Source organism: Georgenia halophila (assembly GCF_039541595.1).
Map to the genome: position 1 here is coordinate 106,697 of NZ_BAABGN010000002.1, position 26,223 is coordinate 132,919.

The 26,223-nt window shown below is 71.9% G+C and carries 20 protein-coding genes, 1 tRNA gene and 1 pseudogene; 8 read left to right on the top strand and 14 right to left on the bottom strand.

From position 1 onward, the window contains the following. Positions 1–46 precede the first annotated feature (46 nt). Entirely contained in the window at positions 47–499 is a 453-nt protein-coding gene (locus tag ABD907_RS02120) for a VanZ family protein (protein WP_345214842.1), read from the top strand. Here ABD907_RS02120 and prmC read toward each other — a convergent pair. The 10 genes from prmC to ABD907_RS02170 all read right to left on the bottom strand — a co-directional run bounded on the left by prmC (position 447) and on the right by ABD907_RS02170 (position 12,990). Continuing rightward, positions 447–1,340, bottom strand: a complete 894-nt coding sequence (gene prmC / locus ABD907_RS02125; RefSeq protein ID WP_345214843.1) for a peptide chain release factor N(5)-glutamine methyltransferase — start codon at positions 1,338–1,340, stop codon at positions 447–449. The two genes, ABD907_RS02120 and prmC, sit on opposite strands and share 53 nt — an antisense overlap. A gap of 13 nt (positions 1,341–1,353) precedes the next feature. Then, a complete protein-coding gene (gene prfA / locus ABD907_RS02130) occupies positions 1,354–2,460 on the bottom strand; it encodes a peptide chain release factor 1 (RefSeq protein ID WP_345214844.1) in 1,107 nt (368 codons plus the stop codon). A gap of 108 nt (positions 2,461–2,568) precedes the next feature. Continuing rightward, positions 2,569–2,778: a 50S ribosomal protein L31 gene (gene rpmE / locus ABD907_RS02135; protein WP_345214845.1), complete on the bottom strand. Its 210-nt coding sequence runs from the start codon at positions 2,776–2,778 to the stop codon at positions 2,569–2,571. A 186-nt stretch (positions 2,779–2,964) separates the two neighbouring features. Further along, a complete protein-coding gene (rho, locus tag ABD907_RS02140; RefSeq protein WP_425555657.1) occupies positions 2,965–5,094 on the bottom strand; it encodes a transcription termination factor Rho in 2,130 nt (709 codons plus the stop codon). Positions 5,095–5,368: 274 nt separating this feature from the next. Beyond that, entirely contained in the window at positions 5,369–6,265 is an 897-nt protein-coding gene (gene thrB, locus ABD907_RS02145; RefSeq protein WP_345214846.1) for a homoserine kinase, read from the bottom strand. A gap of 4 nt (positions 6,266–6,269) precedes the next feature. Continuing rightward, positions 6,270–7,370 carry a threonine synthase gene (gene thrC / locus ABD907_RS02150; protein ID WP_345214847.1) on the bottom strand — a complete coding sequence of 367 codons (1,101 nt, stop codon included), beginning with the start codon at positions 7,368–7,370 and terminating at the stop codon, positions 6,270–6,272. Between the two features lie 4 nt (positions 7,371–7,374). After that, on the bottom strand, positions 7,375–8,694 hold the full coding sequence (locus tag ABD907_RS02155; RefSeq protein WP_345214848.1) for a homoserine dehydrogenase: 1,320 nt from the start codon (positions 8,692–8,694) through the stop codon (positions 7,375–7,377). A 353-nt stretch (positions 8,695–9,047) separates the two neighbouring features. Beyond that, a complete protein-coding gene (lysA, locus tag ABD907_RS02160; protein ID WP_425555658.1) occupies positions 9,048–10,487 on the bottom strand; it encodes a diaminopimelate decarboxylase in 1,440 nt (479 codons plus the stop codon). Continuing rightward, positions 10,484–12,127: an arginine--tRNA ligase gene (gene argS / locus ABD907_RS02165; RefSeq protein ID WP_345214849.1), complete on the bottom strand. Its 1,644-nt coding sequence runs from the start codon at positions 12,125–12,127 to the stop codon at positions 10,484–10,486. Before argS ends, lysA begins: the two co-directional genes overlap by 4 nt. 101 nt (positions 12,128–12,228) lie before the next feature. Next, entirely contained in the window at positions 12,229–12,990 is a 762-nt protein-coding gene (locus tag ABD907_RS02170; RefSeq protein WP_345214850.1) for a hypothetical protein, read from the bottom strand. Between the two features lie 258 nt (positions 12,991–13,248). On the opposite strand from ABD907_RS02170, the gene ABD907_RS02175 reads away from it, so the two are divergent. After that, positions 13,249–13,321 (top strand) — tRNA-Arg (locus ABD907_RS02175). Between the two features lie 108 nt (positions 13,322–13,429). Here ABD907_RS02175 and ABD907_RS02180 read toward each other — a convergent pair. The 4 genes from ABD907_RS02180 to ABD907_RS02195 form a co-directional block, all read right to left on the bottom strand. Continuing rightward, a complete protein-coding gene (locus ABD907_RS02180) occupies positions 13,430–14,212 on the bottom strand; it encodes a glycerophosphodiester phosphodiesterase family protein (protein WP_345214851.1) in 783 nt (260 codons plus the stop codon). A 60-nt stretch (positions 14,213–14,272) separates the two neighbouring features. After that, complete coding sequence (locus ABD907_RS02185) at positions 14,273–15,496, bottom strand: M23 family metallopeptidase (RefSeq protein WP_345214852.1); 1,224 nt, start codon at positions 15,494–15,496, stop codon at positions 14,273–14,275. A gap of 212 nt (positions 15,497–15,708) precedes the next feature. Beyond that, complete coding sequence (locus tag ABD907_RS02190) at positions 15,709–16,758, bottom strand: hemolysin family protein (RefSeq protein ID WP_345214853.1); 1,050 nt, start codon at positions 16,756–16,758, stop codon at positions 15,709–15,711. Next, a complete protein-coding gene (locus tag ABD907_RS02195; protein WP_486334052.1) occupies positions 16,758–18,077 on the bottom strand; it encodes a hemolysin family protein in 1,320 nt (439 codons plus the stop codon). The genes ABD907_RS02190 and ABD907_RS02195 overlap by 1 nt, the downstream gene beginning before the upstream one ends. A 316-nt stretch (positions 18,078–18,393) precedes the next feature. Here ABD907_RS02195 and ABD907_RS02200 point away from each other — a divergent pair, with 316 nt between their 5' ends. The 6 genes and pseudogenes from ABD907_RS02200 (at position 18,394) to ABD907_RS02225 (ending at position 26,219) form a co-directional block, all read left to right on the top strand. Next, positions 18,394–22,263 carry a multifunctional oxoglutarate decarboxylase/oxoglutarate dehydrogenase thiamine pyrophosphate-binding subunit/dihydrolipoyllysine-residue succinyltransferase subunit gene (locus tag ABD907_RS02200; RefSeq protein WP_425555694.1) on the top strand — a complete coding sequence of 1,290 codons (3,870 nt, stop codon included), beginning with the start codon at positions 18,394–18,396 and terminating at the stop codon, positions 22,261–22,263. A 218-nt stretch (positions 22,264–22,481) separates the two neighbouring features. Then, complete coding sequence (locus ABD907_RS02205; protein ID WP_486334041.1) at positions 22,482–23,087, top strand: GDSL-type esterase/lipase family protein; 606 nt, start codon at positions 22,482–22,484, stop codon at positions 23,085–23,087. A gap of 76 nt (positions 23,088–23,163) precedes the next feature. Continuing rightward, a complete protein-coding gene (moaA, locus tag ABD907_RS02210; RefSeq protein WP_425555659.1) occupies positions 23,164–24,270 on the top strand; it encodes a GTP 3',8-cyclase MoaA in 1,107 nt (368 codons plus the stop codon). A 1-nt stretch (position 24,271) separates the two neighbouring features. Next, a complete protein-coding gene (locus ABD907_RS02215; protein ID WP_345214856.1) occupies positions 24,272–24,616 on the top strand; it encodes a MoaD/ThiS family protein in 345 nt (114 codons plus the stop codon). A 224-nt stretch (positions 24,617–24,840) separates the two neighbouring features. Next, positions 24,841–25,566: pseudogene (locus ABD907_RS02220) on the top strand (sensor histidine kinase); the annotation flags it as partial. Then, the gene (locus ABD907_RS02225; protein WP_345214858.1) at positions 25,563–26,219 is read left to right on the top strand and encodes a response regulator; all 657 of its coding nucleotides are present in this window, start codon (positions 25,563–25,565) and stop codon (positions 26,217–26,219) included. The pseudogene ABD907_RS02220 and the gene ABD907_RS02225, both read left to right, overlap by 4 nt. The last annotated feature ends 4 nt before the right edge of the window (positions 26,220–26,223 follow it).

A 26,223-nucleotide genomic window follows, 5' to 3' on the forward strand; every position in this document is an offset into this window, starting at 1 on the left:
GAGTCTGTCATGGGCCGGGGCGCCGCCGTGACATCCTGGCCGTGACATGAGCCCTATCCCCCGGCGCCGACTCGCCCGGTCCGCCGTGGTGGCGGTCTCCCTGGTGGTTCAGCTGCTCGTGCTCTACATGCCCGACGCGCCGGACGCACCGGGCGGCGTCGAGATCCCAGGCGCCGACAAGGCGGCCCACCTCCTCGTGTTCGCCGCCGTGAGCTACGCCGCTCTGCGGGCCGGCGTACCGCGGACCCTCGTGGTGGGCTACGGCCTCGGTCAGGCCCTTCTCAGCGAGCTCGTCCAGCACCTGTGGCTGCCGCTGCGCACCGGTGACCCGCTCGATCTCCTTGCCGACCTCGCCGGCGTGGCGCTCGCGCTCACCCTCACCCGCGCGCTCGCGCGCCGGTATCCGCGCACCGGCCGCAGGGCCGGGGCCGGAACAGCGAGCTCGCTCACCGGACGGCGGTCACGTACCGGTCGCGACCCGTCAGATCCGAACCGGTGACCACCCGCGAGAACCCCGCCGCGGTCACCATCTCGCGCACGGCGGCGGCCTGGACCTCCGCGTGCTCCATGACGAACCGGGCTCCCGGGCGCAGCAGCCGCGCTGCGGACGCGACGACGGCGCGGGGCACGTCGAGCCCGTCCGTCCCGCCCCCGTAGAGGGCAGCGTCCGGGTCGTGCTCGCGCACCTCGATCTCCAGCGGCACCTGGTCCGGCGGGATGTACGGCGGGTTTCCCACGACGACGTCCACCTCGCCGTCCAGCGCGGGCAGCGCCGTCGCCGCGTCACCGGCGACGAGGTCGACCTGCGGTGCCAGGGCATCGATGTTCCGGCTTGCGATGGCGAGCGCCTCGGCGGACAGCTCGACGGCGTGGACCTCGGCGCCGGCCACCTCCGTGGCGACGGCGAGCGCGATGGCGCCCGAGCCCGTGCACAGGTCGACCACGACGGGTGTGCGCCCGGCGGCGAGAACGTCCTTCGCAGCGTCGATCGCGACGCCGGCGACGACCTCCGTCTCCGGCCGCACGACGAACGCACCCGGACCCGCGACGAGCGTGAGATACCGGAACGCCATTGTGCCGGTGAGGTGCTGGAGCGGCTCGCGGCGGCGGCGCCGCTCCACGAGCGTGGCGTAGCGAGCGAGGGCGTCGGCCTCGGCCATGGGGGGCGCGAGCACGAGCGAGGTGCCGAGCAGATGTTCGGCGAGCAGCCGGGCGTCGACCTCCGGGGACGGGACGCCGGCCTCGGCGAGCACCTGGGCGGCACCACGGATCGCCTCGCGCCACGTCGGCACGGTGGTCTCGGACTCGCCGGCCGGTCGCTCGGGCGCCGGGCCAGGCACGTCGGTACCCGTCTCAGTACCCGTCGGCGAGCCGGGCCGCCTCGTCCATCTCCACGGCGGAGGCGATGACCGGCCCGAGGTCGCCGTCGAGGACCTGGTCGAGGTTGTAGGACTTGTAGCCGGTCCGGTGGTCGGCGATCCGGTTCTCCGGGAAGTTGTAGGTCCGGATGCGCTCGGACCGGTCGACCGTGCGGACCTGGGACCGTCGCTGCTCGGAGGCGGCGGCGTCGGCCTCCTCCTGCTGGGCGGCGAGCAGCCGGGCACGCAGCACACGCATGGCCTGCTCGCGGTTCTGCAGCTGCGACTTCTCGTTCTGCATCGACACGACGATGCCGGTGGGCACGTGCGTGATGCGGACGGCGGAGTCCGTGGTGTTCACCGACTGCCCGCCCGGCCCGGAGGACCGGTAGACGTCGATCCGCAGGTCGTTGTCATGGATCTCGACCTCGCCCGGGTCGTCGACCTCCGGGAACACGAGCACCCCGGCGGCTGACGTGTGCACCCGGCCCTGGGACTCGGTGACGGGCACCCGCTGGACGCGGTGCACGCCGCCCTCGTACTTCAGGCGTGCCCACACGCCTTCGGAAGGCTCAGTGGGGGCGGTCCGGGTCTTGATCGCGACGGAGACGTCCTTGTAGCCGCCCAGGTCGGACTCGGTGGCGCCGAGGATCTGCGCCGACCAGCCCATGCGTTCGGCGTAGCGCAGGTACATGCGCAGCAGGTCGCCGGCAAAGAGCGCCGACTCCTCTCCTCCCTCGCCGGCCTTGACCTCGAGGATGACGTCGCGACCGTCGTCGGGGTCGGTCGGCAGCAGCACCCGGCGCAGCTCCTCCGCGGCCTCGGCCGCGGCGGCCTCCAGCGCCGGCAGCTCCTCGGCGAAGGCGGGGTCGCTCTCGGCGAGGTCCCGGCCTGCGGCCAGGTCCCCGGCGGCGGCGCGCTCGGCGCGGTAGGCGCGCACCACGCGGCCGAGCTCGGCGTAGCGGCGGCCGAGCGAGCGCGCGCGACCGGGGTCGGCGTGCACGGCCGGATCGGCCATGGCCTCCTCGATCTGGGCGTGCTCGTCGAGCATCGCCTCGACGACGCGATCGGAGGACTCGGACGCCGTCTCGGTCTTGTTCATCGGCTCACAGGGGCTCGGGAGATGTACGGGCTGGAAGCGTGCAGATACAACAGCGCCGGCGGGAGCCGCGGACAAGTCCGCGGCGTCACCGCCGGCGCTGGTGGGTCGCTACTTCTTCTTGCCGTAGCGGGCCTCGAAGCGGGCCACGCGGCCACCGGTGTCGAGGATCTTCTGCTTACCGGTGTAGAAGGGGTGGCAGGCGCTGCACACGTCGGCGCGGATCTCGCCGGACGTCGCGGTGCTGCGGGTCGTGAACGTGTTGCCGCACGTGCACGTCACCGTGGTGGTGGTGTACTCGGGGTGGATGCCCTGCTTCATGCTGTCTCCTAGATCGTGTGTGCCACCGGGTCGCACGCGGATGCGCACGTGAACCGGAGGCCGACTGGACATTTTGCCAGAGTCTGACCCTGGCCGGTAGTTCGGACGTCACCGCCCCGGCTGGAGGAACGTCACACCCGGGTCGGATGTTCCCCCGGGCGCGGCGTGTCCTCGGCCCCGCGGCGATCAGCGGATCGCCAGCTCCGGCTCGCCCGACGGCGCGGGCGTGTTCTTCTGCACCGTCATGAGGAACTCGGCGTTCGAGCTCGTCTCGCGAAGCTTGCCCAGCAGGAGGTCGCTGGCCTGCTGCTGGTCCAGCGCGCCCATGACGCGGCGGAGCTTCCAGACGACCTTGATCTCCTCGGCGCCCATGAGCAGCTCCTCGCGGCGGGTGCCGGAGGCGTTGACGTCCACGGCCGGGAAGATCCGCTTGTCGGCGAGCTGGCGCGACAGGCGCAGCTCCATGTTGCCGGTGCCCTTGAACTCCTCGAAGATCACCTCGTCCATCTTCGAGCCGGTCTCGACCAGCGCGGTGGCGAGGATGGTCAGCGACCCGCCGTTCTCGATGTTGCGGGCGGCGCCGAAGAACTTCTTCGGCGGGTAGAGCGCCGAGGCGTCCACACCACCGGAGAGGATCCGGCCCGACGCCGGAGCGGACAGGTTGTAGGCGCGGCCCAGTCGGGTGATGCCGTCCAGCAGCACCACCACGTCCTGCCCGAGCTCGACGAGCCGCTTGGCCCGCTCGATCGCCAGCTCGGAGACCGTCGTGTGGTCCGACGCCGGCCGGTCGAAGGTGGAGGAGATCACCTCGCCCTTGACCATCCGTTCGAAGTCGGTGACCTCCTCAGGACGCTCGTCGACGAGCACCACCATGAGGTGGACCTGCGGGTTGTTCACGGTGATCGCGTTGGCGATCTGTTGCATGATGATCGTCTTGCCCGCCTTGGGCGGGGAGACGATGAGCCCGCGCTGGCCCTTGCCGATCGGCGCGACCAGGTCGATGACCCGCGGCGTGATCGCCTTCGACGACGTCTCCAGCCGCAGCTGCTCCTCCGGGTACAGCGGGGTGAGCTTGGTGAAGTCCGGGCGCTTGCGCGACTGCTCGACGCTCATGCCGTTGATCGTGTCGAGACGCACGAGGGCGTTGTACTTCTGGCGGTTGCCCTGCTGCTGATCGCCGTCGTGGGGCTGGCGGACCGCACCGGTGATCGCGTCACCGCGGCGCAGGCCATTCTTCTTGACCTGACCCATCGTCACGTAGACGTCGTTCGCCCCGGCGAGGTAGCCGGAGGTGCGCACGAAGCCGTAGTTGTCGAGGATGTCGAGGATGCCGGCGACGGGCAGCAGGACGTCGTCCTCGCTGACCTCCGCGGGTTCCTCGACGGCGAAGTCGTTGCCTCCACGGCCACGGCGCTTGCGGTCCCTGTTGCGGTCCCGGTTCCGACGGCGGGAGCGGCCGGGTCCGCCGGGGCCGCCACGGTCGTCGTCGTCGCGACGGTTCCGGCCGTTGCCCTGGTTGTTCTGGCCGGCGTCGCCGTCACCGTCCTGGCGGCTGCGGCGGCGGGCCGCCGCTTCGCCGAGGGCGTCCAGGGACAGGGGCGAGTCGTCGGCGGAGCCGGCGTCACCCTCGCCCACGGAACGGTCGGCGAGCTCACGCTTGAGCGCTTCCTTCGAGTCGGCGGCGCCGGCCTCGCTCGCGTCGCGGTCCTGGCCGGCGGCGAACTCGTTCCGGCCGCCGCGGCGCCGGTTCGCGCCCGCCTTCTGGTTCGCTGGCGCCTGCTGGCTCTCGGGCGCCTGCTGGTTCGCGGCCTCCGGGGCGTTCGCCGGCGCCTGCTCGTTCTCGGCAGTCTGCTGGTTCTGGCCGTTCACGGGTTCCTGCTGGTTCACGGTCGCCTGCCCGTTCGCGGGCGCGACCGGTTCCGGCTGTGTCGGCGTCGCTGCGGGCGCCGTCGCTGCCGGCGCGGTGGCTGCCGGCGCGGTGGCTGCCGGCGCGGTGGCTGCCGGCGCGGTGGCTCGGCGGGAACGACGGCGCTGGGGCGGGCCGGCGGGCGCTTCGGTGCGCTGCTCGCTCTCGGCCGGCTGACTCGCGGGCTCGGACGCGCCGTCCCGGCTGCCGGCCGGTGCGGTCGGGGCATCCTGACCCGGCGACTGCGCGTCGCGGATCGCAGCGATGAGGTCACTCTTGCGCATGCGCTTCGTGCCCTTCAGGCCCAGCCGTCCGGCCAGCTCCTGCAGCTCGGGAAGACGCATGGTGGTCAACGAGCCCCCGTTGCCTGCGGACGTGCCGGACTGGGGGGCGTCGACGGTTTCTGTCACGAGGTTCCTTCCCTCGGTGTACGTCCCTTGCTTGAGATGTGGGACGCGGGGTTCGGGTCGCCCGACCCGGAGGCTGGGCGGTGGTGACGGCCCCGGGCACGCAACGTACAGCGTGACTGGCGGGGCAGATCTGCACAGTCTGTCCGGAGTGGTCGTCGCAAGACTGGGACGACGGCCGGAGGGATTCGGTGCGCTTCCGATGGTAGCAGTCCCGATGCAGCACGTATGCCGTTCTGCGGACGGTGTTGCCCCCGTCACGGTGAGACGTTGCCCATCATGGTGAGACGAGGTGTGCACCCTCCGCGGCCACTCCGGGATCGAGGACGCGCCATCCGTGCCTGGACAGCGTCTCGGCGGTGGGGCGGTCGAGCCTCTCGAGGACGAGGACGCTCGGTCCGGCGCCGGAGACGACCGCCGGCCAGCCGGCCTCCCGCAGCGCCCTGACCGCCTCCGCCGTCGGCCGCATGACGTCGGAACGATAGCCCTGGTGGAGCCGGTCCTCGGTGCCGGCGAGCAGCAGGTCCATGCGCCCCCCGAGGGCGAGGACCAGCAGCGCCGCACGGGCCACGTTGTGGGCCGCGTCGGCGTGCGGGACCTGCGCCGGCAGCACCCGGCGGGCGGATGACGTGGTGAGCCTGGCGTCGGGGACCAGGACCGTGGGCCGCAGACCCGGCGCCAGCGGAACCTCGACAGCGTGCGGGCCCTCGTCGTCCACCCACGCCGTCGTCGCTCCGCCGAGGAGCGCCGGCGCAGCATTGTCGGGATGGCCCTCGAGCTCGGTGGCCAGCGCGAGCACGGTCGCGTCGTCGAGCGCCGCCGGGTCCGAGATCAGGCCGCGCGCGGCGATCAGGCCGGCGACGACGGCGGCCGCCGACGACCCCATGCCTCGCCCGTGCGGAATCGCGTTGCGGCAGAGGAGCTCGAGGCCCGCCTGCGGAGCTCCGGCCATCTCCAGCCCGCTGCGGACGGCCTTGACGACGAGGTGGCCCTCGCCGTCGGGCAGGTTGCCGTTGCCCTCGCCCTCGACGACCACCCGGGTCGGTCCCGCCACGGCACGGACGGTGAGGTCGTCCCACACGCCAAGCGCCAGGCCGAACGCGTCGAAGCCGGGGCCGAGGTTCGCCGACGTCGCCGGGACCCGGACCCGGACGTGCTCGTGCGCGATCTGCATACGGTTACAGGCCGAGCGTCTCGACGACGGCGGCCAGGGTGGGCGCGACGACGGTCGGCGCCACCTCGGCACGGCCGAGGGCGGTCGCGGTGTCCTTGAGCCCGTTGCCCGTCACCGTGCACACGATGCGCGCGTCCTTGGGCACCTCGCCGAGCTCGGCGAGGGCGAGGAGGCCGGCCACGGATGCGGCGGAGGCCGGTTCGACGAAGACGCCCACCTCGGAGGCGATGAGAGACTGCGCGTCGAGGATCTGCGCGTCCCCGACGGCGTCGATGCGCCCCTCCGAGTCGTCCCGGGCGGCCTGGGCCAAGGACCAGGATGCCGGGTTGCCGATGCGGATCGCGGTGGCGACGGTCTCGGGGTGCTCGACCGCCGCACCCTTGACGAAGGGGGCCGCACCTTCGGCCTGCACTCCCCACATGCGCGGGACGCGCGTCGCCACGGGCTCCAACCGGGTGGCCACGTCGTCTACCGAGGCGGCCGTGGTGCGGCCCGCGTACTCGTTGTAACCGAGCCAGTAGGCCGAGATGTTCCCCGCGTTGCCCACCGGCAGGACATGGATGTCCGGCGCGTCACCGAGGGCGTCGACGACCTCGAAGGCGGCGGTCTTCTGCCCCTGCAGGCGATACGGGTTGACGGAGTTCACCAGCTCGACGGGATACTCCTCGGCGAGGCCGCGCGCGATGTTCAGGCAGTCGTCGAAGTTGCCGTCGACGGCGACGAGGGTCGAGCCGTGCACGATCGCCTGGGCGAGCTTGCCGGCGGCGATCTTCCCGTCCGGCAGGATGACCACGCAGCCCAGCCCGGCGCGGACCGCGTAGGCCGCCGCCGAGGCCGAGGTGTTGCCGGTGGAGGCGCACACCACCATGCGGGCGTCGCCGGCGGCCACCTTGGACATCGCCATCGTCATCCCGCGGTCCTTGAAGGATCCGGTGGGGTTGGCGCCCTCGACCTTGAGCCACACCCGCGCGCCGACACGCTCCGTGAGCGCGGGTGCCTCGACCAGCGGCGTGCCCCCCTCGCCGAGGGTGACCACCGGGTCGTCGGGCCCGATCGGGAGCCGGTCCCGGTACTCCTCGACGACGCCTCGCCACTGCCGTGCCATCAGCTCACTCCCCCTCGACCCTGCTCACCGAGACCACGTCCTCCACGCTCCGTTCGGCGACGAGTCGAGCGACGGTGCGCTCCAGCGCCGCCTCGGTGGCGACGTGGCTGGTGATGGTGATGCGCGCGACTCCCTCGTCGGACCGCTGCTGGTGGACGCTCTCGATGGAGACGTTCTCCTCGCCGTAGATCCCGGCGACCGCCGCGAGCGTGCCCGGCTGGTCGGCGAGGCTGATCTGGACCCGGGTGCGCGCCGGCGTCGCCTCCGGACCGAGCAGCGGCAGCTGCGCGTAGGTGGACTCCCGGGGCGCGTGCCCGCCACGGATGGCGTGACCGGCGGCGGCGACGATGTCGCTGAGCACCGCCGACGCGGTCGGGACTCCGCCGGCGCCCTGCCCGTAGAACATCAGCCGGCCCGCGGACTCCGCCTCGACGACGACCGCGTTGAACGGCCCGTGGACGGCCGCGAGGGGATGGGTCTCGGGCACGAGCGCGGGATGGACCCGCACCGCGATGCCGGCCGGACGGCCTCGCCGGGGGGTTCGCCGCGCCACTGCGAGCAGCTTCATGACGTAGCCGTTCTCGCGCGCCTGGGTGACGTCCTCGACCGTGACGTCGCGGATCCCGGTGACCGGGACGTCGTCGATGCCCACGCGGGTGTGGAACGCGAGCGAGGCGAGGATCGCGGCCTTCGCCGCGGCATCGTGGCCGTCGATGTCGGAGCTCGGGTCGGCCTCGGCGTACCCGAGCTGCTGGGCCTGGGCGAGCGCGTCGTCGAACGAGAGGCCCCGCATCGTCATCTCGTCGAGGATGTAGTTGGTGGTGCCGTTCACGATACCGGCGACCGTGACGACGTTGTCGCCGGCGAGGGACTCGCGCAACCCGTAGACCACCGGTATCGCGCCCGCGACGGCGGCCTCGTAGTACAGGTCGGCGTCGCCCGACTCGACCGCGGCGTGCACCTCGGGCCCGTGCGCGGCGAGCAGCGCCTTGTTGCCGGTCACCACGGTCCGTCCGCCCCGCAACGCCTCGAGCACGAGGGTACGGGCGGGCTCGATGCCGCCGATGAGCTCGACGACGACGTCGGTCCGCTCGATCAGTCCGGACACGTCCTCGGTCAGCAGCTCGCGCGGGACCCACGGGTCGCGTTCCGCTGCGGCGTCCCGTACCGCGATACCCACGAGCTCGAGCTGCGCGCCGGAGCGTGCGGCCCAGTCCTCGCCGTGCTCGGTCAGCAGTCGCACCACCTGGCTGCCCACCGTCCCGCAGCCGATCAGCGCGATCCTCACGACGCCGTCCGCACGGGCTGTGTCACTGGTGCTCACGCGCGTCCTCTCGATGGTGTGTCGGTGCTGGTACCGGGGCGCCCGGAGCATGGAGGGCTCGGGCGCCCCAAGGATAAGGGCCCAGCCGCCGAGCAGGGGCAGGTGTCCGGCCAGCGATCCCGACCGCCGCCCGGGAGTCGTAGGACGGTTCGGTCACGCCAGCCCGTGTCACCGCCGAAGCTTCCGTTGATGGCCCTGCCGAAGGTCCCGCTGAAGGTCCCGTCGAACAAGCCCGAAGTGCCCGTCTCGGCGTGGGGAAAGGCAGTTAGCGCTTGTTCGGCGGCCGGCGGCGGCGCCCCGCGAGGATGGCTCGGCAGACCCGGGTGAGCGGGCGCCGTCGGGTCGGCGGGTACTCAGCCGACGTCGAGGCCGAGCACGTCCTCGAGCGTCTCGCGGCGCACGATCACCCTGACGGAGCCGTCGGAGGCGGCGAGCACCGGCGGACGCGGTACGAGGTTGTAGGTGCTGGCCATCGAGCGGCCGTAGGCGCCGGTGGCGGGCACGGCGAGCAGGTCGCCGGCGTGGACGTCGCCGGGGAGCGCGACGTCGTGGACGACGATGTCGCCGGACTCGCAGTGCTTGCCCACCACGCGCGCCGTGACGTCCGGCGCCGCGGAACGACGGTTCGCCAGGGCAGCGGTGTAGGCGGCGCCGTAGAGGGCTGGGCGGATGTTGTCGCTCATGCCGCCGTCGACGCTGACGTAGGCCCGGGTGGCGCCGCCGTCGAGGGCGACGTCCTTGACCGTGCCGACCGTGTACAGGGTCAGGCCCGCCGGTCCGACGACGGAGCGTCCGGGCTCGATGCTGATGCGCGGCGGCCGCGGGCCCAGCTCGGCGCAGGCGGCCCTGACCACGGTCGCCAGCCGCTCCGCGATCTGGTCCGGCGTCGGGGGCAGCGCGTCCTCGTCGGTGTAGCGGATGCCGTACCCGCCGCCGAGGTCCACCTCGGGCATGAGGTGCCCGGTGGCGTCCGCGATCTCGGCGCGCAGACGCAGCACCGCGCGGGCGGCGGCCTCGAAACCGGCAAGGTCGAGGATCTGGCTGCCGATGTGCGAGTGCAGACCGACCAGCTCCAGGCTGTCGGCCGCGAGGATCTCGTCGACGGCCTTCCGTGCGGTGCCGGCAGCGAGCGACAGGCCGAACTTCTGGTCCTCGTGGGCCGTGGCGATGAACTCGTGGCCGCCGGCGTGCACGCCGGTGGTCACGCGGACCATGACCTGCGCCACCGACCCTGCCTCGGCCGCGATGGCGGCCACCCGCTCGACCTCGGGCAGCGAGTCCACCACGATCCGCCCGACGCCGTGGTCGACGGCGGTGCGTAGCTCGTCGTCGGACTTGTTGTTGCCGTGCAGGCCGATCGCCTCTCCCGGCACTCCCGCCCGCAGTGCGACGGCAAGCTCACCGGCGGTCGAGGCGTCGATGCCCAGCCCCTCCTCGTGCACCCAGCGCGCGACCGCGACGGAGAGGAACGCCTTGCCGGCGTAGTACACGTCCGCCCCGGCCAGGCCCGCCTCGGTCGTGAAGGCCTCGCCGAACGCCGTGGCGAACGCTCGTGAGCGGGCACGCACGTCCTGCTCGTCGACGACGTAGGCGGGCGTGCCGTGCTCGGCCGCCACGGCGCGCAGGTCCGCCCCTGCCACGGCGAGTGCGCCGTCGTCCGTGCGGGTGGCACCGGTGGACCACACCCCGGTGAAGGCGCCGTCCGGCTCGGGGGCGCGAGCGGCGGCTCGCCCGGAGGTGCTGGGCGCCTCCCCCGTGCTTCCGGCCGCCGTCGGGGCGTTGTCGCTACTCACATGCGCTCCGGTGCGGAGACGCCGAGCAGGTCCAGGCCGTTGGCGATCACCTGGGTGGTCGCGTCGTTGAGCCACAGGCGCGAGTGGTGGACGGCCTCGATCGGGTCGTCGCCGCGCGGGGTGACCCGGCACTGCTGGTACCAGGTGTGGTACGCCGCGGCGAGGGACTCGAGGTAGCGGGCGACGCGGTGCGGCTCGCGCAGCCGGGCGGCGTGCGCGACGACGCCGGGGAACTGCCCGAGCGCCGCCGACAGGGTGGCCTCGGCCTCGTGGTCGAGCATCGAGGGGTCGAACTCGTCCCGCGTGACGCCGTGCTGGGCGGCGTTGCGGGCGACGTTGCGGGTTCGGGCGTGCGCGTACTGCACGTAGTAGACCGGGTTGTCGAGGTTCTGCTCCCGCAGCTTCTCGCCCTCCAGGGACAGCGGGGAGTCCGCCGGGTAGCGGGCGAGGGAGTAGCGGATCGCGTCGGTGCCGAGCCAGTCGATCAGCTCGTCCATGTCGATCGCGTTCCCGCGGCGCTTGCCCATGCGCTCGCCGGCGATGTTGACGAGCTGTCCGATGAGCACCTCGATGCTGACCGACGGGTCGTCGCCGGCGCAGGCCGCGATGGCCTTGAGCCGGCCGACGTAGCCGTGGTGATCGGCACCGAGCAGGTAGATCTTCTCGGGAAAGCCGCGGTCCTTCTTCGACAGGTAGTAGGCGGCGTCGGCGGCGAAGTAGGTGGGCTCGCCGTTCGCGCGGATGAGGACGCGGTCCTTGTCGTCACCGAAGTCGGTGGTGCGCAGCCAGACGGCGCCGTTGTCGTCGAAGACGTGACCCTGCTCGCGCAGGCGCGCGACGGCCTGGTCGACCGCGCCGCCGTCGTGCAGGCTCTTCTCGGAGAACCAGACGTCGAAGTGGACGCCGAAGTGGTCCAGGGTCCGGCGGATCGCCGCCAGCTGGGCCCGGTATCCGAGGTCACGTGCGACGGCGAGCGCCTCGTCGTCGGGCAGCTCGAGCAAGTCCGGCCGCTGCTCGAGGACCTCGCCGGCACGCTCGGCGACATACTCGCCGGGGTAGCCGCCTTCCGGGACGTCCTCGCCCTTGGCGCGCGCGAGGACCGAGGCCCCGAACTTGTCCATCTGGCTGCCGGCGTCGTTGATGTAGTACTCGGTCGAGATGTCGGCGCCGGACGCCCGCAGCAGGCGGGCGAGCGCGTCACCGAGCGCCGCCCACCGGGTGTGCCCGATGTGCAGCGGACCGGTCGGGTTTCCCGAGATGAACTCGAGGTTGACGGTGTGTCCCGCCTCGGAGGTGTTTTGCCCGTACGCGGGTCCCGCCTCGACGACGGTGCGGGCGATCTCGGCGGCGGTGGAGGCGGCGAGGCGGATGTTGAGGAACCCCGGGCCGGCGATCTCGGCGGTGACGCCCTCGGCGGCGTCGAGACGGGCGGCGAGCAGATCGGCGAGCACGCGCGGGTTCGTCCCGGCCTTCTTCGCCAGCTGCATCGCGATGTTGGTCGACCAGTCGCCGTGCTCGCGCTGACGCGGCCGCTCGACCCTGGGCAGCGGGACGTCGTCGGCGGCGAGGTCGACCTCGCCCGCAGCGACGGCGTCGAGCAGGACGGAGCGGATCAGGGTGGCGAGCTCGGCAGGTGTCACCGGAACAGAGTAGTAGCCGAGAGGCACCGCCTCGACGGGTCCCGGGACGTGATGCGGGCCGCACCCCGAGGCGTACGGCCCTCCCGGCGCGCCGCGGTCCGTCAGATCGACATGGCCGAGTAGACGGTGTTGACCTCTCCGGCCGGGCCGGACAGCGTGAGGACGATGCCGGTGCCGGTGCGCCACACGACGGCGCGGGTCCCGTCCCCGTTGTCGAACGCCCAGAAGTGGCCGGTGTCGTCCTCGTAGTGGGTGCCTTCCCCGATGAGCTCCGCACCGCTCGACTCGTACTCGGCGACGAGCTCTTCGGCGTAGGCCTCGTGCTCCGACATGCTGTCGAACGCGGCGGCGGTGATCGGTAGCTCGTTCGTGCCGTCGGTGTAGACGCCCTCGATGGCCTGCCTCGCACCGGCCTCCATCCCGGCCGAGTTCTCGCTCCAGCCGGCGTCCGTGAGGGCATAACCCGTGCCAGCCACCTCGTCGTCGACGTGGCCCCGGAGCTCGCCCGCGAAGACGTCGCCGCCGGACTCGCCGGTCGGCTCCTCCGCCGTCGGCTCCTCGGTGGTCGGCTCCTCGGCCGTGGGCTCCTCGGCCGTCGGCTCCTCGGTGGTCGGCTCCTCGGTGGTGGATGCCGCCGTCGGGTCGTCGTCCTGCTGATTCGTCACGTAGAACACCGCGGCCACCGCGAGGACGATGATGACGACGACCCCGATGATCGTCCGGACGAGCCAGTTCTTCTCGGGCTGCGGGTCCTGGCCGTTCGGCCCTCCGCCGTACGGCGTCCGGTCCCCGTTCTGCTGGTCCCCGTTCTGCGGCCGGCCGGGGTGCGGCTGACCGGGCGGATTCTCTGGCGGGGTAGACATAACCCTGTTCCTCCCTGCCGCCCGGGGGTGCCGGAGCGCTGGATGGTGTCGGTGGTGCGGACAGGTTAGGCGAAAGGCCGAGCGACATGGCGCCCCGCGGACGAGTCCCGCCATGGCGAGATCCGTTCCGCCCATGCCGTCCAGCGGCATCACCGCGGCACGTGGTCGGCGTCTCGAAGCGCACGCCGCCGAGCCGCCGACATGTGAACCGAGCCCCGCCCGGCTGGTAGCATCACGTGGCGCTGTCCAAGCTGCCGCGCCCCTTTAGCTCAGTGGATAGAGCGTCTGCCTCCGGAGCAGAAGGTCGTGGGTTCGAATCCCGCAGGGGGCACCGTGTGATGTCTCAGGACATCGGAAATGGCCCGGACCCACGTTCTGTGGGGCCGGGCCGTTGTCACGTCCGCAGCGTGGTTCTCGTGAGGGATGAATCACTCGATCGTCAGTGCCACGGCCCGCGCGACGACAGCACGTCGCGCAGCACGCTCGGCCGGTCGGTGACGAGCCCGTCGACGCCGAGGTCGAGCAGCCGCGTCATCTCCTCCGGTTCGTCGATCGTCCACACGTGCACGGCGAGCTCCCGACGATGAGCCGTCTCGACGAACCGCCGGGTCACCACCGGCACGTTCCGGTGCTGGGTCGGAACCTGGACGCACACCGCACCCTGTGCGGGATCCGGCAGGCCACGCAGCGCCCCGGGCTGCACGGCCGCGGGCAGCCGTGAGGCGACCACGAGCCGCCGGATGCCGTTGCTCCCGAGGCTCGTCGCCACGGCCGGGCCGAGAGCGGCTCGCAAGACGCGCAGCCGGGCGTCGGAGAACGACGCGACGCACACGCGATCGAGCGCGCCGGCCTGGTGGAGAGCCTTGACGAGCGGGGCGACGGCAGCGTCGTCCTTCGCGTCGATGTTGACGCGCAGCTCCGGGTAGTCGGCAAGGAGCTCGTCCAGGCGCAGGGGCGGCTCGCCGGAGGAGTCGCGGAGGCGGGCGACCTGGTCCCACGTGAGATCCGCCACACGGCCGATGCCGTTGGTGACGCGGTCGAGCGTCGGGTCGTGGACGAGGACCGGTACGCCATCACTGGTGGACCGGACGTCGGTCTCGAAGTACTGCAGGCCCAGGCCGATGGTGTGCTCGACGGCCGCGCGGGAGTTCTCCGGAGCCTCGAGGCTGCCGCCGCGGTGGGCGATCGCGACCGGACCGGGTCCGGCGAGGTAGGAGGTCACGGGTTCATCCTGCCCGGTCCTGACCGCCCAGGAGCGGTGCGCCAGCCCGGAAGCGGTACCTCAGCAGAGCTCCGTCACATCGACGGCGCCGTGCTCCTCCAACCACGCCAGCGGCTCGGTGGTGGTGCCCTCGGCGTCGGTGTGGATCTCGAAGTGCAGGTGGGGTCCCGTCGAGTTGCCGTTGTTGCCCACCTCGGCGATGACGTCACCGACGGAGACCTGCTGACCCTCCGTGACGAAGATGCCGTACGAGTACATGTGGACGTACCAGCTGTAGTACGTCTCGCCGTCGATCTCGTGCCGCAGGATCACCAGCATGCTGGAGCGGCCGTCCTTGCCGTAGCCCACATAGTCCACGGTGCCGTCGGCGACCGCGTGGATGGGCGTGCCCGACGGCGCAGCGAAGTCGGTCCCGGTGTGGAAACCGTAGCCACCGAACGGGTGGTAGCGGTCGCCATAGCCGGAGGAGTGACGGTACGTGCCCGCGGCGACCGGCTGGACCACGTCTTGCTCGGGCTGCTCGGTGACCGCCGCCCGGGTGCCGGACGCGCCCTCGACGGGACGGCAGGTGACGTTCTCGCGCGCAGCCGCCCGAGAGCTCTGCAGGAGCGTGGCTCGCGTGGAGGCCGCCGGGTCGGCCAGCAGGCTCGCTGGGACCGTCGAGGTCATCGGGGTGGCGCCGTCGAGCACCTCGAGCACGGTGACGTCGCTGGTGCGGACCGCCGCGCTCTCGGCGGCGGCGACGTGCGCCGCCGCGGCCTCGACGCTGGCCACCTGACCGTCGGCCGCGGCGAAGCCGGTCAGCGGCGCGACGATGGTCAGCGATCCCAGGGCGCCGAGGAGCGCGACCCGCGGGGCCCAGCTGTGGGTACGCGTCGGTCGCTCGCCGTTCCTGCGCTGCGCGCGGAGCGAGCGACGGCTGGGGAACGACTCCCGCGCTGTGAGCACCTCGGTGGCGATCTTGTCCCGCTGCTGCGCCCGGACCGCCCTTCTCGTGACGGACGGCCGGTCGGACTCGGCAGCGACCGCCGCGTCGATCGTGGCGACCGCATCGGCGGTGGCGCGGTACTGCTGCGTCACGGGCCGGCGGTTCTCCGTCGTCAGCCGGCTCTCGGTGGTCTGCCGCGGCTCTTCGGCACCCCGGGCCTCGGTAGCCTTCTCGGCCTCGGCGGCCTTCCGAGCCTCGGCGGCCTTCCGAGCCTCCGCGGCCTCCCGTGCACGCTCGGCTTCCCGGATCTGCCGTCGCGTCAATGCCGGCTTGTCGGGCACAGCACGATCCGACATTGGCGGGCGAACCTCCGGAGGGTGGAGCTGCGGCGACTCGTCCCCGAGCGCCGCGGGATTGATCCCGGTCAACGATGTGTCACGGAACCATAACGACGTTGTGGTGCGTGCGTCCAATATCGTCCGATCCGGAGTGTGGACGAGTGGTGTCCGGGAGCCGGTCCGTGGATACCGGTACGGGGCCCGCGGAACAAGCCCTTCGGCGTCGCGCGTCACGCCCGCCGTGCCCGCTGCATCGAGTCACGAACCTCACCGACGAGCTCCTCGAGGATGTCCTCCAGGAAGACCACACCGATCGGCGTCCGCTCACCGGGCGGGACCACGAGCGCGAGGTGCGCGCCCGTGCTCTGCATCACGGCCAGCACGTCCTCGACCTCGTCCTCGGGGGCCACCGAGGCCAGAGCACGCATTCGCCAGCTAGGCACGGGGCGTCCGCGGTCCTCGGCCTTGGCGTAGAGGACGTCCTTGAGGTGGAGATAGCCCACGAGTGCGCCGTGCTCGGCGTGCAACGGCAGCCGGGAGAAACCGGTCCGCGCCACCTCTCGCTCGACGTCGTCCGGGGTGCACGCCACCGAGAGCGTCACCAGTCGCTCCGGCGGCACCATGACCTCCTGCGCCGTCTCCTCGGAGAACTCGATGGCGCCCGTGAGCAGCCCGAGCTCGTCCCGCAGGACGCCTTCGGCCTGTGACCGCTCGACGATCGCGGCCACCTCTTGGGCGGTAAACGCCGAGGTCACCTCGTCCTTCGGGTCCACGCGCATCGCACGCAGGACGCTGTTCGCGACCCAGTTCAGCACGGCGATCACCGGGTGCAGCAGCTTCGACAGGGCGACGAGCGGCGGGGCGAAGAAGCGGGCAGCCCGCTCCGGCGACGTCACCGCCAGGTTCTTCGGCACCATCTCGCCGAGCACGACGTGCAGGTAGACCACCAGCGCGATCGCGACGATGAAGCCGACGACGTGGCTCGCCTCTTCGGGTAGCCCGAACGCCACCATGGGCCCCTCCACGGCGTGCGCGATAGCCGGTTCGGCGACCACACCGAGGCCGGTCGAGCAGATGGTCACGCCGAGCTGGGCGCAGGCCAGCATCAGCGAGACGTTCTCCATCGCGTAGAGCACGGTCTTCGCCGACCGGGAACCGGCATCGGCCAGCGGCTCCACACGGGAGCGTCGCGCGGACATGACCGCGAACTCGGCGCCGACGAAGAACGCGTTCAGGGCCAGCAGCACGATCGCGACAAGGAGGGCGGCGCCGGTGCTCATCACTCCTCCTCCGTCGCGTCGGGGTCCCGCCAGACCCGCAGGCGGTCCACCCGGCGGCCGTCCATCTGCTCCACGTGGAGGACGACGTCGGCGGCCACCACCTCGTCGCCGACCGTGGGGACACGGCCGAGGCGGTCCATGACGAGTCCGCCGAGGGTCTCGTACGGGCCGTCGTCCGGGACCACCAGAGCGGCCCGGTCGGCGAGCTCGTCCGGTCGCATGACGCCCGGCACCACCCAGCTGCCGCCCGGACCGGCGTGCGCGCCCGAACGGCGGCGGTCGTGCTCGTCGGCCACGTCTCCGACGAGCTCCTCGACCACGTCTTCGAGGGTCACCACCCCGGACGTCCCGCCGTACTCGTCCACGACGACTGCCATCTGGAGGCCCTCGTCCCGCAGCTGCACGAGCAGCGGCGCCAGGGCGAGGGTCTCCGGGACGCGGGGCGCGTCGACCATCAACGACCCGGACGCCACGGGGACCTCGGACCGGCGCTCGTAAGGCACGGCGATCGCGCGGCGCAGGTGGACGAGGCCGACGATGTCGTCGCTGTCGTCACCGATGACGGGGAAGCGTGAGTGTCCCGTCGCGCGGGCGAGCTCGACCACGTCCGCCGCCGACTGGTCACGCGTGAGCGTGTGGAGACGCCCGCGGTCCGTCATGACGTCGACCGCGGTCAGCGCCCCGAGCCCGATCGAGCGGGTCAGCAGCGTGGCCGTGGACACGTCGAGCGTGCCGTGCTCGGCCGAGCGGCGAACCAGGGCGGCCAGCTCGGACGCCGAGCGTCCGCCCGAGAGCTCGTCCGCGACCTCGACGCCGAACCTGCCGAGAAGCCAGTTCGCGGACTCGTTGAGGGCGGCGATAACCGGCCGGAGCACCCGCGTGAAGCCGGCCTGGACCGGCGAGACGTACCCGGCGGTGCTCAACGGCTCGGCCAGCGCCAGGTTCTTCGGCACCAGCTCGCCGAAGACCATCGAGAAGACGTTCACGAGCACGAGCGAGAGCACGACGGCGGTCGCCGTCGCCGCGGCGTCGGCGAGACCGGCCGACCCGAGCGGGCCAGAGAGCAGGCTCGCGATCGCCGGTTGCGCGGTATAACCCAGCAGGACCGTCGTCGCGGTGATGCCGACCTGGGCGCCGGAGAGCTCGAGGGAAAGGTTCCGCAGTGCCCGCTGGACCCCGGAGGCGCGCTTGTCACCGGCGGCGACGCGACGGTCGACCGTGCCCGGGTCGAGGGCGACGAGCGAGAACTCCGCGGCGACGAAGACAGCCGTACCTGCGGTGAGAACGATCCCGAGGAGGATCATCAACCAGTCGATCAGCACTCTTCGTCCAGCGAGGCTGGGTCGGGCTCGTCAGGATGGGGCTCGTCAAGGTCGGTATGTCGACCGCGGCGGGAACGTCGCATGGTGGGTAGATCGTAGCCGCGGCTCAGCGGCGTGCCTAGCCGGTCGCTGACGCCGCCTTGACCCGTTGTTGATCCCACCGGCGAGGGGCCCGCCCGAGGGTGTTATTCCGGACTCACTTTGGCGAGCCAGGGCGGCGGCGGACCCGGGCAACACATAGGGTTGAAGGGATCTACGTCACACCCCGGAAGAGGGCGATCTCCGAGTGTCCACGCAGGAACACCACGATCCGATGGCCGCCTTCGGCGCCAACGAATGGCTCATCGAGGAGCTGTACGAGAAGTACCAGCAGGACAAGAACTCAGTAGACCCGGCCTGGTGGGACTTCTTCGAGGGTTACGACAGCAACGGACGCAACGGACGCGACACCGGCGGCGGCGAGAACGCAGAGACAGAGCGGCAGAGCGAGCCGCAGTCGAAGCAGCGGACCGAGACGCAGGCGCGGCCGCGCGCCGAGCGCTCGGCCCCGGTCGAGCGCCCCGACGCGGCCGTCACACGCGAGCGCGAGCAGCCGCAGGAGTCCGGCAAGCCCGTGGACCGCAAGGAGCGCACGCACCGCAAGGAGGCCGGCAAGTCGCCGGTCACCCGTGTCGACCCACGCTCCGAGCAGCCCGCCACCGAGAGCCTGCGTGGGGACCTGCCTCCCGCTCCTCCGGTGGCCGCCCAGCCGGCGGTGCAGTCCTACGACGAGCCGGCTGCGAAGCTCAGTGACGGCACGCCGGCCGGTGAGGACGAGACCGTCAAGCTGCGCGGGGTGGCCGCCCGGACCGTGACCAACATGGAGGCCTCGATCGAGGTCCCGGTCGCGACGAGCGTGCGCGCCGTGCCGGCGAAGGTGATGGTCGACAACAGGATCGTCATCAACAACCACCTCACACGGGCCCGCGGCGGGAAGATCTCCTTCACCCACCTCATCGGTTTCGCGATGGTCGAGGCGCTCACGGACACGCCGGACATGAACAACGGGTACACCCAGACGGAGGACGGCAAGCCGGCCGTGTTCAAGCCGGCCAACGTGAACTTCGGCCTCGCCATCGACCTGCCCAAGCCGGACGGCACCCGCACGCTCGTGGTGCCCTCGGTGAAGAAGGCCGAGGAGATGGACTTCGCGCAGTTCTGGGCCGCGTACGAGGACCTCGTGCGCAAGGCCCGCAACAACAAGCTGACCCTCGAGGACTACGCGGGCACCACCATCACGCTGACCAACCCGGGCGGCCTCGGCACCGTGCACTCGATCCCGCGCCTGATGAAGGGCCAGGGCACGATCGTCGGCGTCGGGGCGATGGACTACCCCGCCGAGTTCGCCGGCTCCTCCGTGGAGACGCTCGCCCGGTTGGGCGTCTCGAAGGTCCTCACCCTGACCTCGACCTACGACCACCGGATCATCCAGGGTGCCGCGTCCGGCGAGTTCCTGCGCAGCATCCATCGAAAGCTGCTCGGTGAGGACGGCTTCTACGACCGCGTCTTCGCGGCCCTGCGCGTGCCGTACGAGCCGGTGCGCTGGTTGCAGGACGTCGAGTACGACACGGCGATCGAGATGGGCAAGCCGGCCCGCATCGCCGAGCTGATCCATGCCTACCGGTCGCGCGGCCACCTCATGGCCGACACCGACCCGCTCGCCTACCGACAGCGCCGCCACCCGGACCTCGACGTCGCCAGCTACGGGCTGACCCTGTGGGACCTCGACCGCACGTTCCCGACCGGCGGGTTCGGCGGGGCCCCGCGGCTGAAGCTGCGCGACATCCTCGGTCAGCTGCGCGACGCGTACTGCCGCACGGTCGGCGTCGAGTACATGCACATCGCCGACCGGGCGCAGCGCAACTGGTTCCAGGAGCAGCTCGAGCAGCCGTACGCCAAGCCGACGACCGAGCAGCAGCGGCGCATCCTCAGCCGGCTCAACGCGGCCGAGGCGTTCGAGACCTTCCTGCAGACCAAGTACGTCGGGCAGAAGCGGTTCTCCCTCGAGGGCGGCGAGTCGCTCATCCCGCTGCTCGACACGCTGCTGACCGACGCCGCCCAGGAGGGCCTGGACGAGGTCGGCATCGCGATGGCGCACCGTGGGCGCCTCAACGTGCTGGCGAACATCGCCGGCAAGTCCTACCGACAGATCTTCTCCGAGTTCGAGGGCAACCAGGACCCGCGGACGGTGCAGGGCACCGGTGACGTGAAGTACCACCTGGGCACCGTCGGTGAGTACAACGCGCCGGACGGCTCGAGCACCCGCGTCTACATGTCCGCGAACCCGTCCCACCTCGAGGCCGGGGACGGAGCCCTCGAAGGCGTCGTGCGCGCCAAGCAAGACCGCATCGATCTCGGTGCGGAGGGCTTCTCGGTGCTGCCGGTGCTCATCCACGGTGACGCCGCGTTCGCCGGCCAGGGTGTCGTCGTCGAGACGCTCAACCTGTCCCAGCTGCGCGGGTACCGCACCGGCGGCACGGTGCACATCATCGTGAACAACCAGATCGGGTTCACCACCGGGCCGTCGAGCGCACGCTCGTCCTACTACGCCACCGACGTCGCCAAGGGCCTGCAGATCCCGGTCCTGCACGTCAACGCCGACGACCCCGAGGCGGTCGCCCGGGTGTCCGAGCTGGCGTTCGCCTACCGGCAGGAGTTCCACAAGGACGTCATCATCGACATGGTGTGCTACCGCCGTCGGGGGCACAACGAGGGCGACGACCCGTCGATGACGCAGCCGGTCATGTACTCCCTCATCGAGAACAAGCGCTCGGTGCGCAAGCTGTACACCGAGTCGCTGATCGGGCGCGGGGACCTTACGGAGGAGGAGGCGGAGCAGGCGCTCAAGGAGTTCCAGCGCGAGCTCGAGCGCGCCTTCACCGAGACCCGTGAGGGTGGTTGGCGGCCGGAGCGTGACCAAGTCGCCGGTCTCGAGCTGCCCGAGTCCCAGCAGGAGGACGCCGGCACGGTCGTGGGCTGGCAGACCGCCGTCAGCCCCGAGGTGCTCGAGCGGGTCGGCCAGGCCCACGTCCGCCCGCCCGAAGGCTTCGAGGTCCACCCCAAGCTGTCGCAGCTGCTGCAGAAGCGCGAGGCCATGTCCCGCGAGGGCGGCATCGACTGGGCGTACGGCGAGCTCCTGGCCTTCGGCTCCCTCCTCATGGAAGGAACCCCGGTGCGCCTCGCCGGGCAGGACTCTCGCCGCGGCACGTTCGTCCAGCGCCACTCGGTCCTGCACGACAACAGCACCGGCGCCGAGTGGACGCCCCTGCTGTACCTCACCCCCGACCAGGCCAAGTTCTGGGCCTACGACTCCTCGCTGAGCGAGTTCGCCGCCATGGCGTTCGAGTACGGCTACTCGGTGGAGCGCCCCGACGCCCTCGTGCTGTGGGAGGCCCAGTTCGGCGACTTCGCGAACGGCGCACAGGTCGTCATCGACGAGTTCATCTCCTCGTCCGAGCAGAAGTGGGGCCAGACGTCCTCGCTCGTGCTGCTGCTGCCGCACGGCTACGAGGGCCAGGGCCCGGACCACTCCTCCTCCCGCATCGAGCGGTTCCTGCAGCTGTGCGCCGAGGACAACATGGTCGTGGCACAGCCGTCGACGGCGGCGAGCCACTTCCACATGCTGCGCCGGCAGGCGTACTCACGCCCGCGCAAGCCGCTGATCGTGATCTCCCCGAAGCAGCTGCTCAGGCTCAAGGCCGCCGCGTCCGAGGTCGAGGACTTCACCTCGGGCACCTTCCGACCGGTCCTCGGAGAGGTCGACGCCGATGTGCGCAACGCCGCCGGCGACGTCGATCGGGTGCTGCTCTGCTCCGGTCGGGTGTACTACGACCTCGCCGCCCGGCGCGCCAAGTCCGAGGACAGCAAGACAGCGATCGTGCGGCTCGAGCAGCTGTACCCGCTGGCGATCGAGGACCTCAAGGCCGAGCTGGACGTCTTCTCCGGCGCCGAGCTGGTCTGGGTCCAGGACGAGCCGGAGAACCAGGGCCCGTGGACGTTCATGTCCGACCACCTGGGCGAGGCCCTCGGCGGTCGCGACCTGCGGGTCGTGTCGCGTCCGGCGGCCGCATCGCCGTCGACGGGGTCGATGAAGCGGCACAAGGAGGAGAACGCGGACCTGATGGACCGCGCCTTCGACCGTTGAGGAACGGCCGGCAGCCGTTGCCGCTCACGCGCGAGCGGCAACGGCAGCGCTCAGGCGTGCCCGGGCCGCCACCTGAGCGTGACAGTCTCGCCGCCACCCCGGGAGATGTGATCCGGACGACGAGGGTGCGCCCGAGCTCGCGGGCGCGCATCCCAGCATCGTGGCCGTCGCCGTGCAGGATGGTAGGAAGACCTCTCACGTTGCGAAGGAGACAGTAGGTGCGCGAGGGCATGCGGGTGTGCGTGGTCGGCGACGAGCTCGTCGCGGGACTGGGCGACGCCCGGGGGCTCGGCTGGATCGGCCGGGTGATGGCGCGGACCACCACCGAGGACCCCATCTTCGTCGCCGAGCTGGCGGTGCCCGGGGAGTCGACGTCGGGACTCTCCGCCCGTTGGGAGACGGAGGCCCAGCGGCGCTTCGGCCCGCACGGCGACAATCGCCTCGTCGTCGGGCTCGGCGCCCAGGACCTCGTCGAAGGGCTCTCCCTGGCGCGCTCCCGGCTCAATCTCGCGAACGTCCTCGACATCGCCTCGGCCTCCCGGGTGAGCTGCTTCGTCGTCGGACCGCCTCCCCGCCCGGACGTGGACTCCGCCGACGCAGCCGCGCTTCCCGCACTATCGCGCGCATTCTCGGACGTGTGCCGACGACGGCACATCCCGTACGTGGAGACGCACGAACCGCTGCGCACGCACGACCAGTGGCACGCCGACGTCGCCGCCGGCGACGGCCGGCACCCCGGCCAGGCGGGGTACGGGCTGCTCGCCTGGCTGGTGCTGCACAACGGCTGGCACACCTGGCTCGGGCTTCCCTCGGACGACGGCTGAGCCGCAGGCCCGTCCGAGGATCCCCGTCGGCCGCCAGCGGCGGCAGCGGAGCCGTGCCCGTGGTTACAGTGGTCAGGTGCCGACCGTCGAACTCGGGCTCCCGCGGCCGCGTAGCGCGCCGCACGAGGCGTCCTCGAACGCGTCGGCCGCGCCGCGCCCCGTGACGACGGAGCTGATCGACTCCTACGGGCGCGTCGCCCGCGACCTGCGGGTCTCCCTCACCGACCGGTGCAACCTGCGGTGCGAGTACTGCATGCCGGCGGAGGGGTTCGACTGGCTGCCGAGCCCGGAGGTGCTCTCGGACGCAGAGGTCACCCGGCTCATCACGGTCGCGGTCGAGCACCTCGGCATCCGTGAGGTCCGGTTCACCGGTGGTGAGCCGCTGCTGCGCAAGGGCCTGGAGTCCATCATCGCGGCGACCACGGCCCTGCGGACCGACACCGGTGAGGTACCGGAGATCTCGCTGACGAGCAACGCGCTCGGGCTGGAGCACCGCGCCGAAGGACTGGCCGCCGCGGGACTGAAGCGGATCAACGTCTCGATGGACTCCCTCGATCGCGCCACCTTCGCCGAGCTGACCCGCCGGGACCGGCTGCCCGACGTGCTCGCAGGGGTCGACGCGGCCGACGCGGCCGGGCTGAGCCCGATCAAGATCAACGCCGTGCTCATGCGCGGCCTGAACGACGACGAGGCGCCGGAGCTGCTCGCCTGGGCGCTGCGTCGCGGTTTCGAGCTGCGGTTCATCGAGCAGATGCCGCTGGGGCCGCCCGAGGCGTGGAAGCGTGGCGCGATGGTCACCGCTGAGGAGATCCTGGCTTCCCTGCACTCGCGGTTTCGGCTCACCCCGCACGACCCGCGCGAGCGTGGAGCCGCCCCGGCGGAGCGTTGGACCGTCGAGCCGGCAGACGGTCTCCCGGGCGGCACGGTCGGCGTGATCGCGTCCGTCTCGGAGCCGTTCTGCGGCGCCTGCGACCGCACCCGGCTGACCGCCGACGGGCAGGTCCGCGCGTGCCTGTTCGCCCGTTCCGAGACGGACCTGCGGGCGTTGCTGCGCGACGGCGCCTCCGACGAGGACATCGCCGAGCTCTGGCGCTTCGCCATGTGGGGCAAGAAGGCCGGGCACGGCATCGACGACCCTGGCTTCCTGCAGCCGGCACGACCCATGAGCGCCATCGGAGGGTGAGATGACCGCACGCGCCGAGGACACCATGGACGCCGGGAACACCACGACGGCCGACGGCGACTCCACGGCAGGTGGCGCCGCCGTCGTGCGGTTGCGCTACTTCGCCGCCGCGGCCGAGGCGGCGGGGTCGCCCGGCGAGGACCTTACGCTCCCGGCGGGCAGCACGGTCGCCGACCTCATCACGGCCCTCACCGACGCCCACGGCCCGAAGCTGGGGCGCGTGCTCACCATCTCGAGCCTGCTGGTCGACGGCGTCACGACGGTCGTCGCCGAGAACGGCGACGCCACCCTCACCTCAGGCTCCGAGGTGCAGGTGGACGTGCTGCCGCCCTTCGCCGGCGGCTGACCGCTCTGCTGACCGCGAGGGCTACTCCTAGCGCCGGGGGCGCCTGTGGCAACAGTGGCCCTCGCAGTTGGCGGCAGCCCTCGCGAGCACGGCCCCGGAGCGCGCACGCGGCTACTCCCGCGGAAGGCGGTGCGAGGTAGTCCCCCGGGACGACGACGACCCCGACGGCGGCGGCCTAGTCTCAGGACATGCGAACCGACCGCGGATGGCGCCGCTTCTACGCGTTGGGTTGGCTGGCGTCCGCCATGGCGGCGACCGTGGCGTTCGTCCAGTGGCAGGGCTACGTCCGGGAGGTCGAGGCACGTGCCGGGGAAGCGGAGCGCACCCGCGAGGAGGCCGCGCGGCGGCGCGCCGTCGAGGAGCGTCTGCGCATCGCCCGCGAGCTGCACGACTCCCTGACCCACAGCATCTCGGTCATCAAGGTCCAGGCCGGTGTCGCGTCGCACCTGGCCACCAAGCGCGGTGAGGAGGTCTCCCCGGCGCTCCACGCGATCCAGGAGGCCAGCGCGGAGGCGTCCCGCGAGCTGCGAGACACCCTCAGTGCCCTGCGCGAGGACGACAGGCCGAGCGGCGGTCTGGACCGGCTGCCGCACCTGGTGGAACGGGCCCGCGACGCCGGGCTCGCCGTCGACCTGACGGTCGCGGGCACACCGGTGCCGCTGCCCGCGGAAGTGGATGCCGCCGCGTTCCGGATCGTGCAGGAGTCGCTGACGAACGTGCGACGCCACGCGGGCCCTGTTCCGGTGACCGTGCACGTGGACCACCGCCCGGGCGGTCTGGTCGTCCAGGTGGACAATGACGGTCCGCTGCTGCGCGGGGCACCCGTGCCCGGGCTCGGCCTCATCGGGATGCGCGAGCGGGTGACGGCGCTCGGCGGGCGGCTGCGTGCCGAGCCGCGAGCCACCGGTGGGTTCGGTGTGCGGGCCGAGCTGCCCGGCGGCGCCTCGTGATCCGTGTGGTCCTGGTCGACGACCAGGCGCTGATCCGCTCGGGCATCCGGGCGCTCCTCGAGGCCGAGGATGTCGAGGTCGTCGCGGAGGGCGCCGACGGGCAGGAGGGCGTGCGCCTCGCCGTCGAGCACCGGCCTGACATCGTGCTGATGGACGTCCAGATGCCGATCATGGACGGCATCGAGGCCACGCGGCAGATCGCCACGGACGACCGCCTCGAGACCGTGCAGGTCGTCGTGCTGACGAACTACGGTCTCGACGAGTACGTGTTCAACGCGCTGCGCGCGGGAGCCGCGGGTTTCCTGCTCAAGGACACCGAGCCGGCCGACCTGGTGCAGGCGCTCCGGGTGGCGGTGCGCGGGGATGCCCTGCTGTCCCCCGCTGTCACGCGTCGCCTGATCAGCGAGTTCGTCGCCCGCCCGCCCGATCTCACGGGCAGTGCCGGCCTGGACGCCCTGACCCCGCGCGAGCTCGAGACCACGGCTCTCGTGGCGCACGGGCTCAGCAACGACGAGATCGCCGAGCGGATGGTGGTCAGCCCGACGACCGCCAAGACCCACGTCAGCCGGGCGATGACCAAGCTCGGGGCACGCGACCGCGCACAGCTCGTGGTGATCGCGTACCAGACAGGGCTGGTCTCCGGACGCACCTGATCCG

Coding starts and splice junctions, on each gene's coding strand:
- ABD907_RS02120 (WP_345214842.1), top strand. CDS start 47: ATGAGCCCTATCCCCCGGCGCCGACTCGCCCGGTCCGCCGTGGTGGCG.
- prfA (WP_345214844.1), bottom strand. CDS start 2,460: ATGAACAAGACCGAGACGGCGTCCGAGTCCTCCGATCGCGTCGTCGAG.
- rpmE (WP_345214845.1), bottom strand. CDS start 2,778: ATGAAGCAGGGCATCCACCCCGAGTACACCACCACCACGGTGACGTGC.
- thrB (WP_345214846.1), bottom strand. CDS start 6,265: ATGCAGATCGCGCACGAGCACGTCCGGGTCCGGGTCCCGGCGACGTCG.
- thrC (WP_345214847.1), bottom strand. CDS start 7,370: ATGGCACGGCAGTGGCGAGGCGTCGTCGAGGAGTACCGGGACCGGCTC.
- ABD907_RS02170 (WP_345214850.1), bottom strand. CDS start 12,990: ATGTCTACCCCGCCAGAGAATCCGCCCGGTCAGCCGCACCCCGGCCGG.
- ABD907_RS02185 (WP_345214852.1), bottom strand. CDS start 15,496: ATGTCGGATCGTGCTGTGCCCGACAAGCCGGCATTGACGCGACGGCAG.
- ABD907_RS02190 (WP_345214853.1), bottom strand. CDS start 16,758: ATGAGCACCGGCGCCGCCCTCCTTGTCGCGATCGTGCTGCTGGCCCTG.
- ABD907_RS02200 (WP_425555694.1), top strand. CDS start 18,394: ATGGCCGCCTTCGGCGCCAACGAATGGCTCATCGAGGAGCTGTACGAG.
- ABD907_RS02215 (WP_345214856.1), top strand. CDS start 24,272: ATGACCGCACGCGCCGAGGACACCATGGACGCCGGGAACACCACGACG.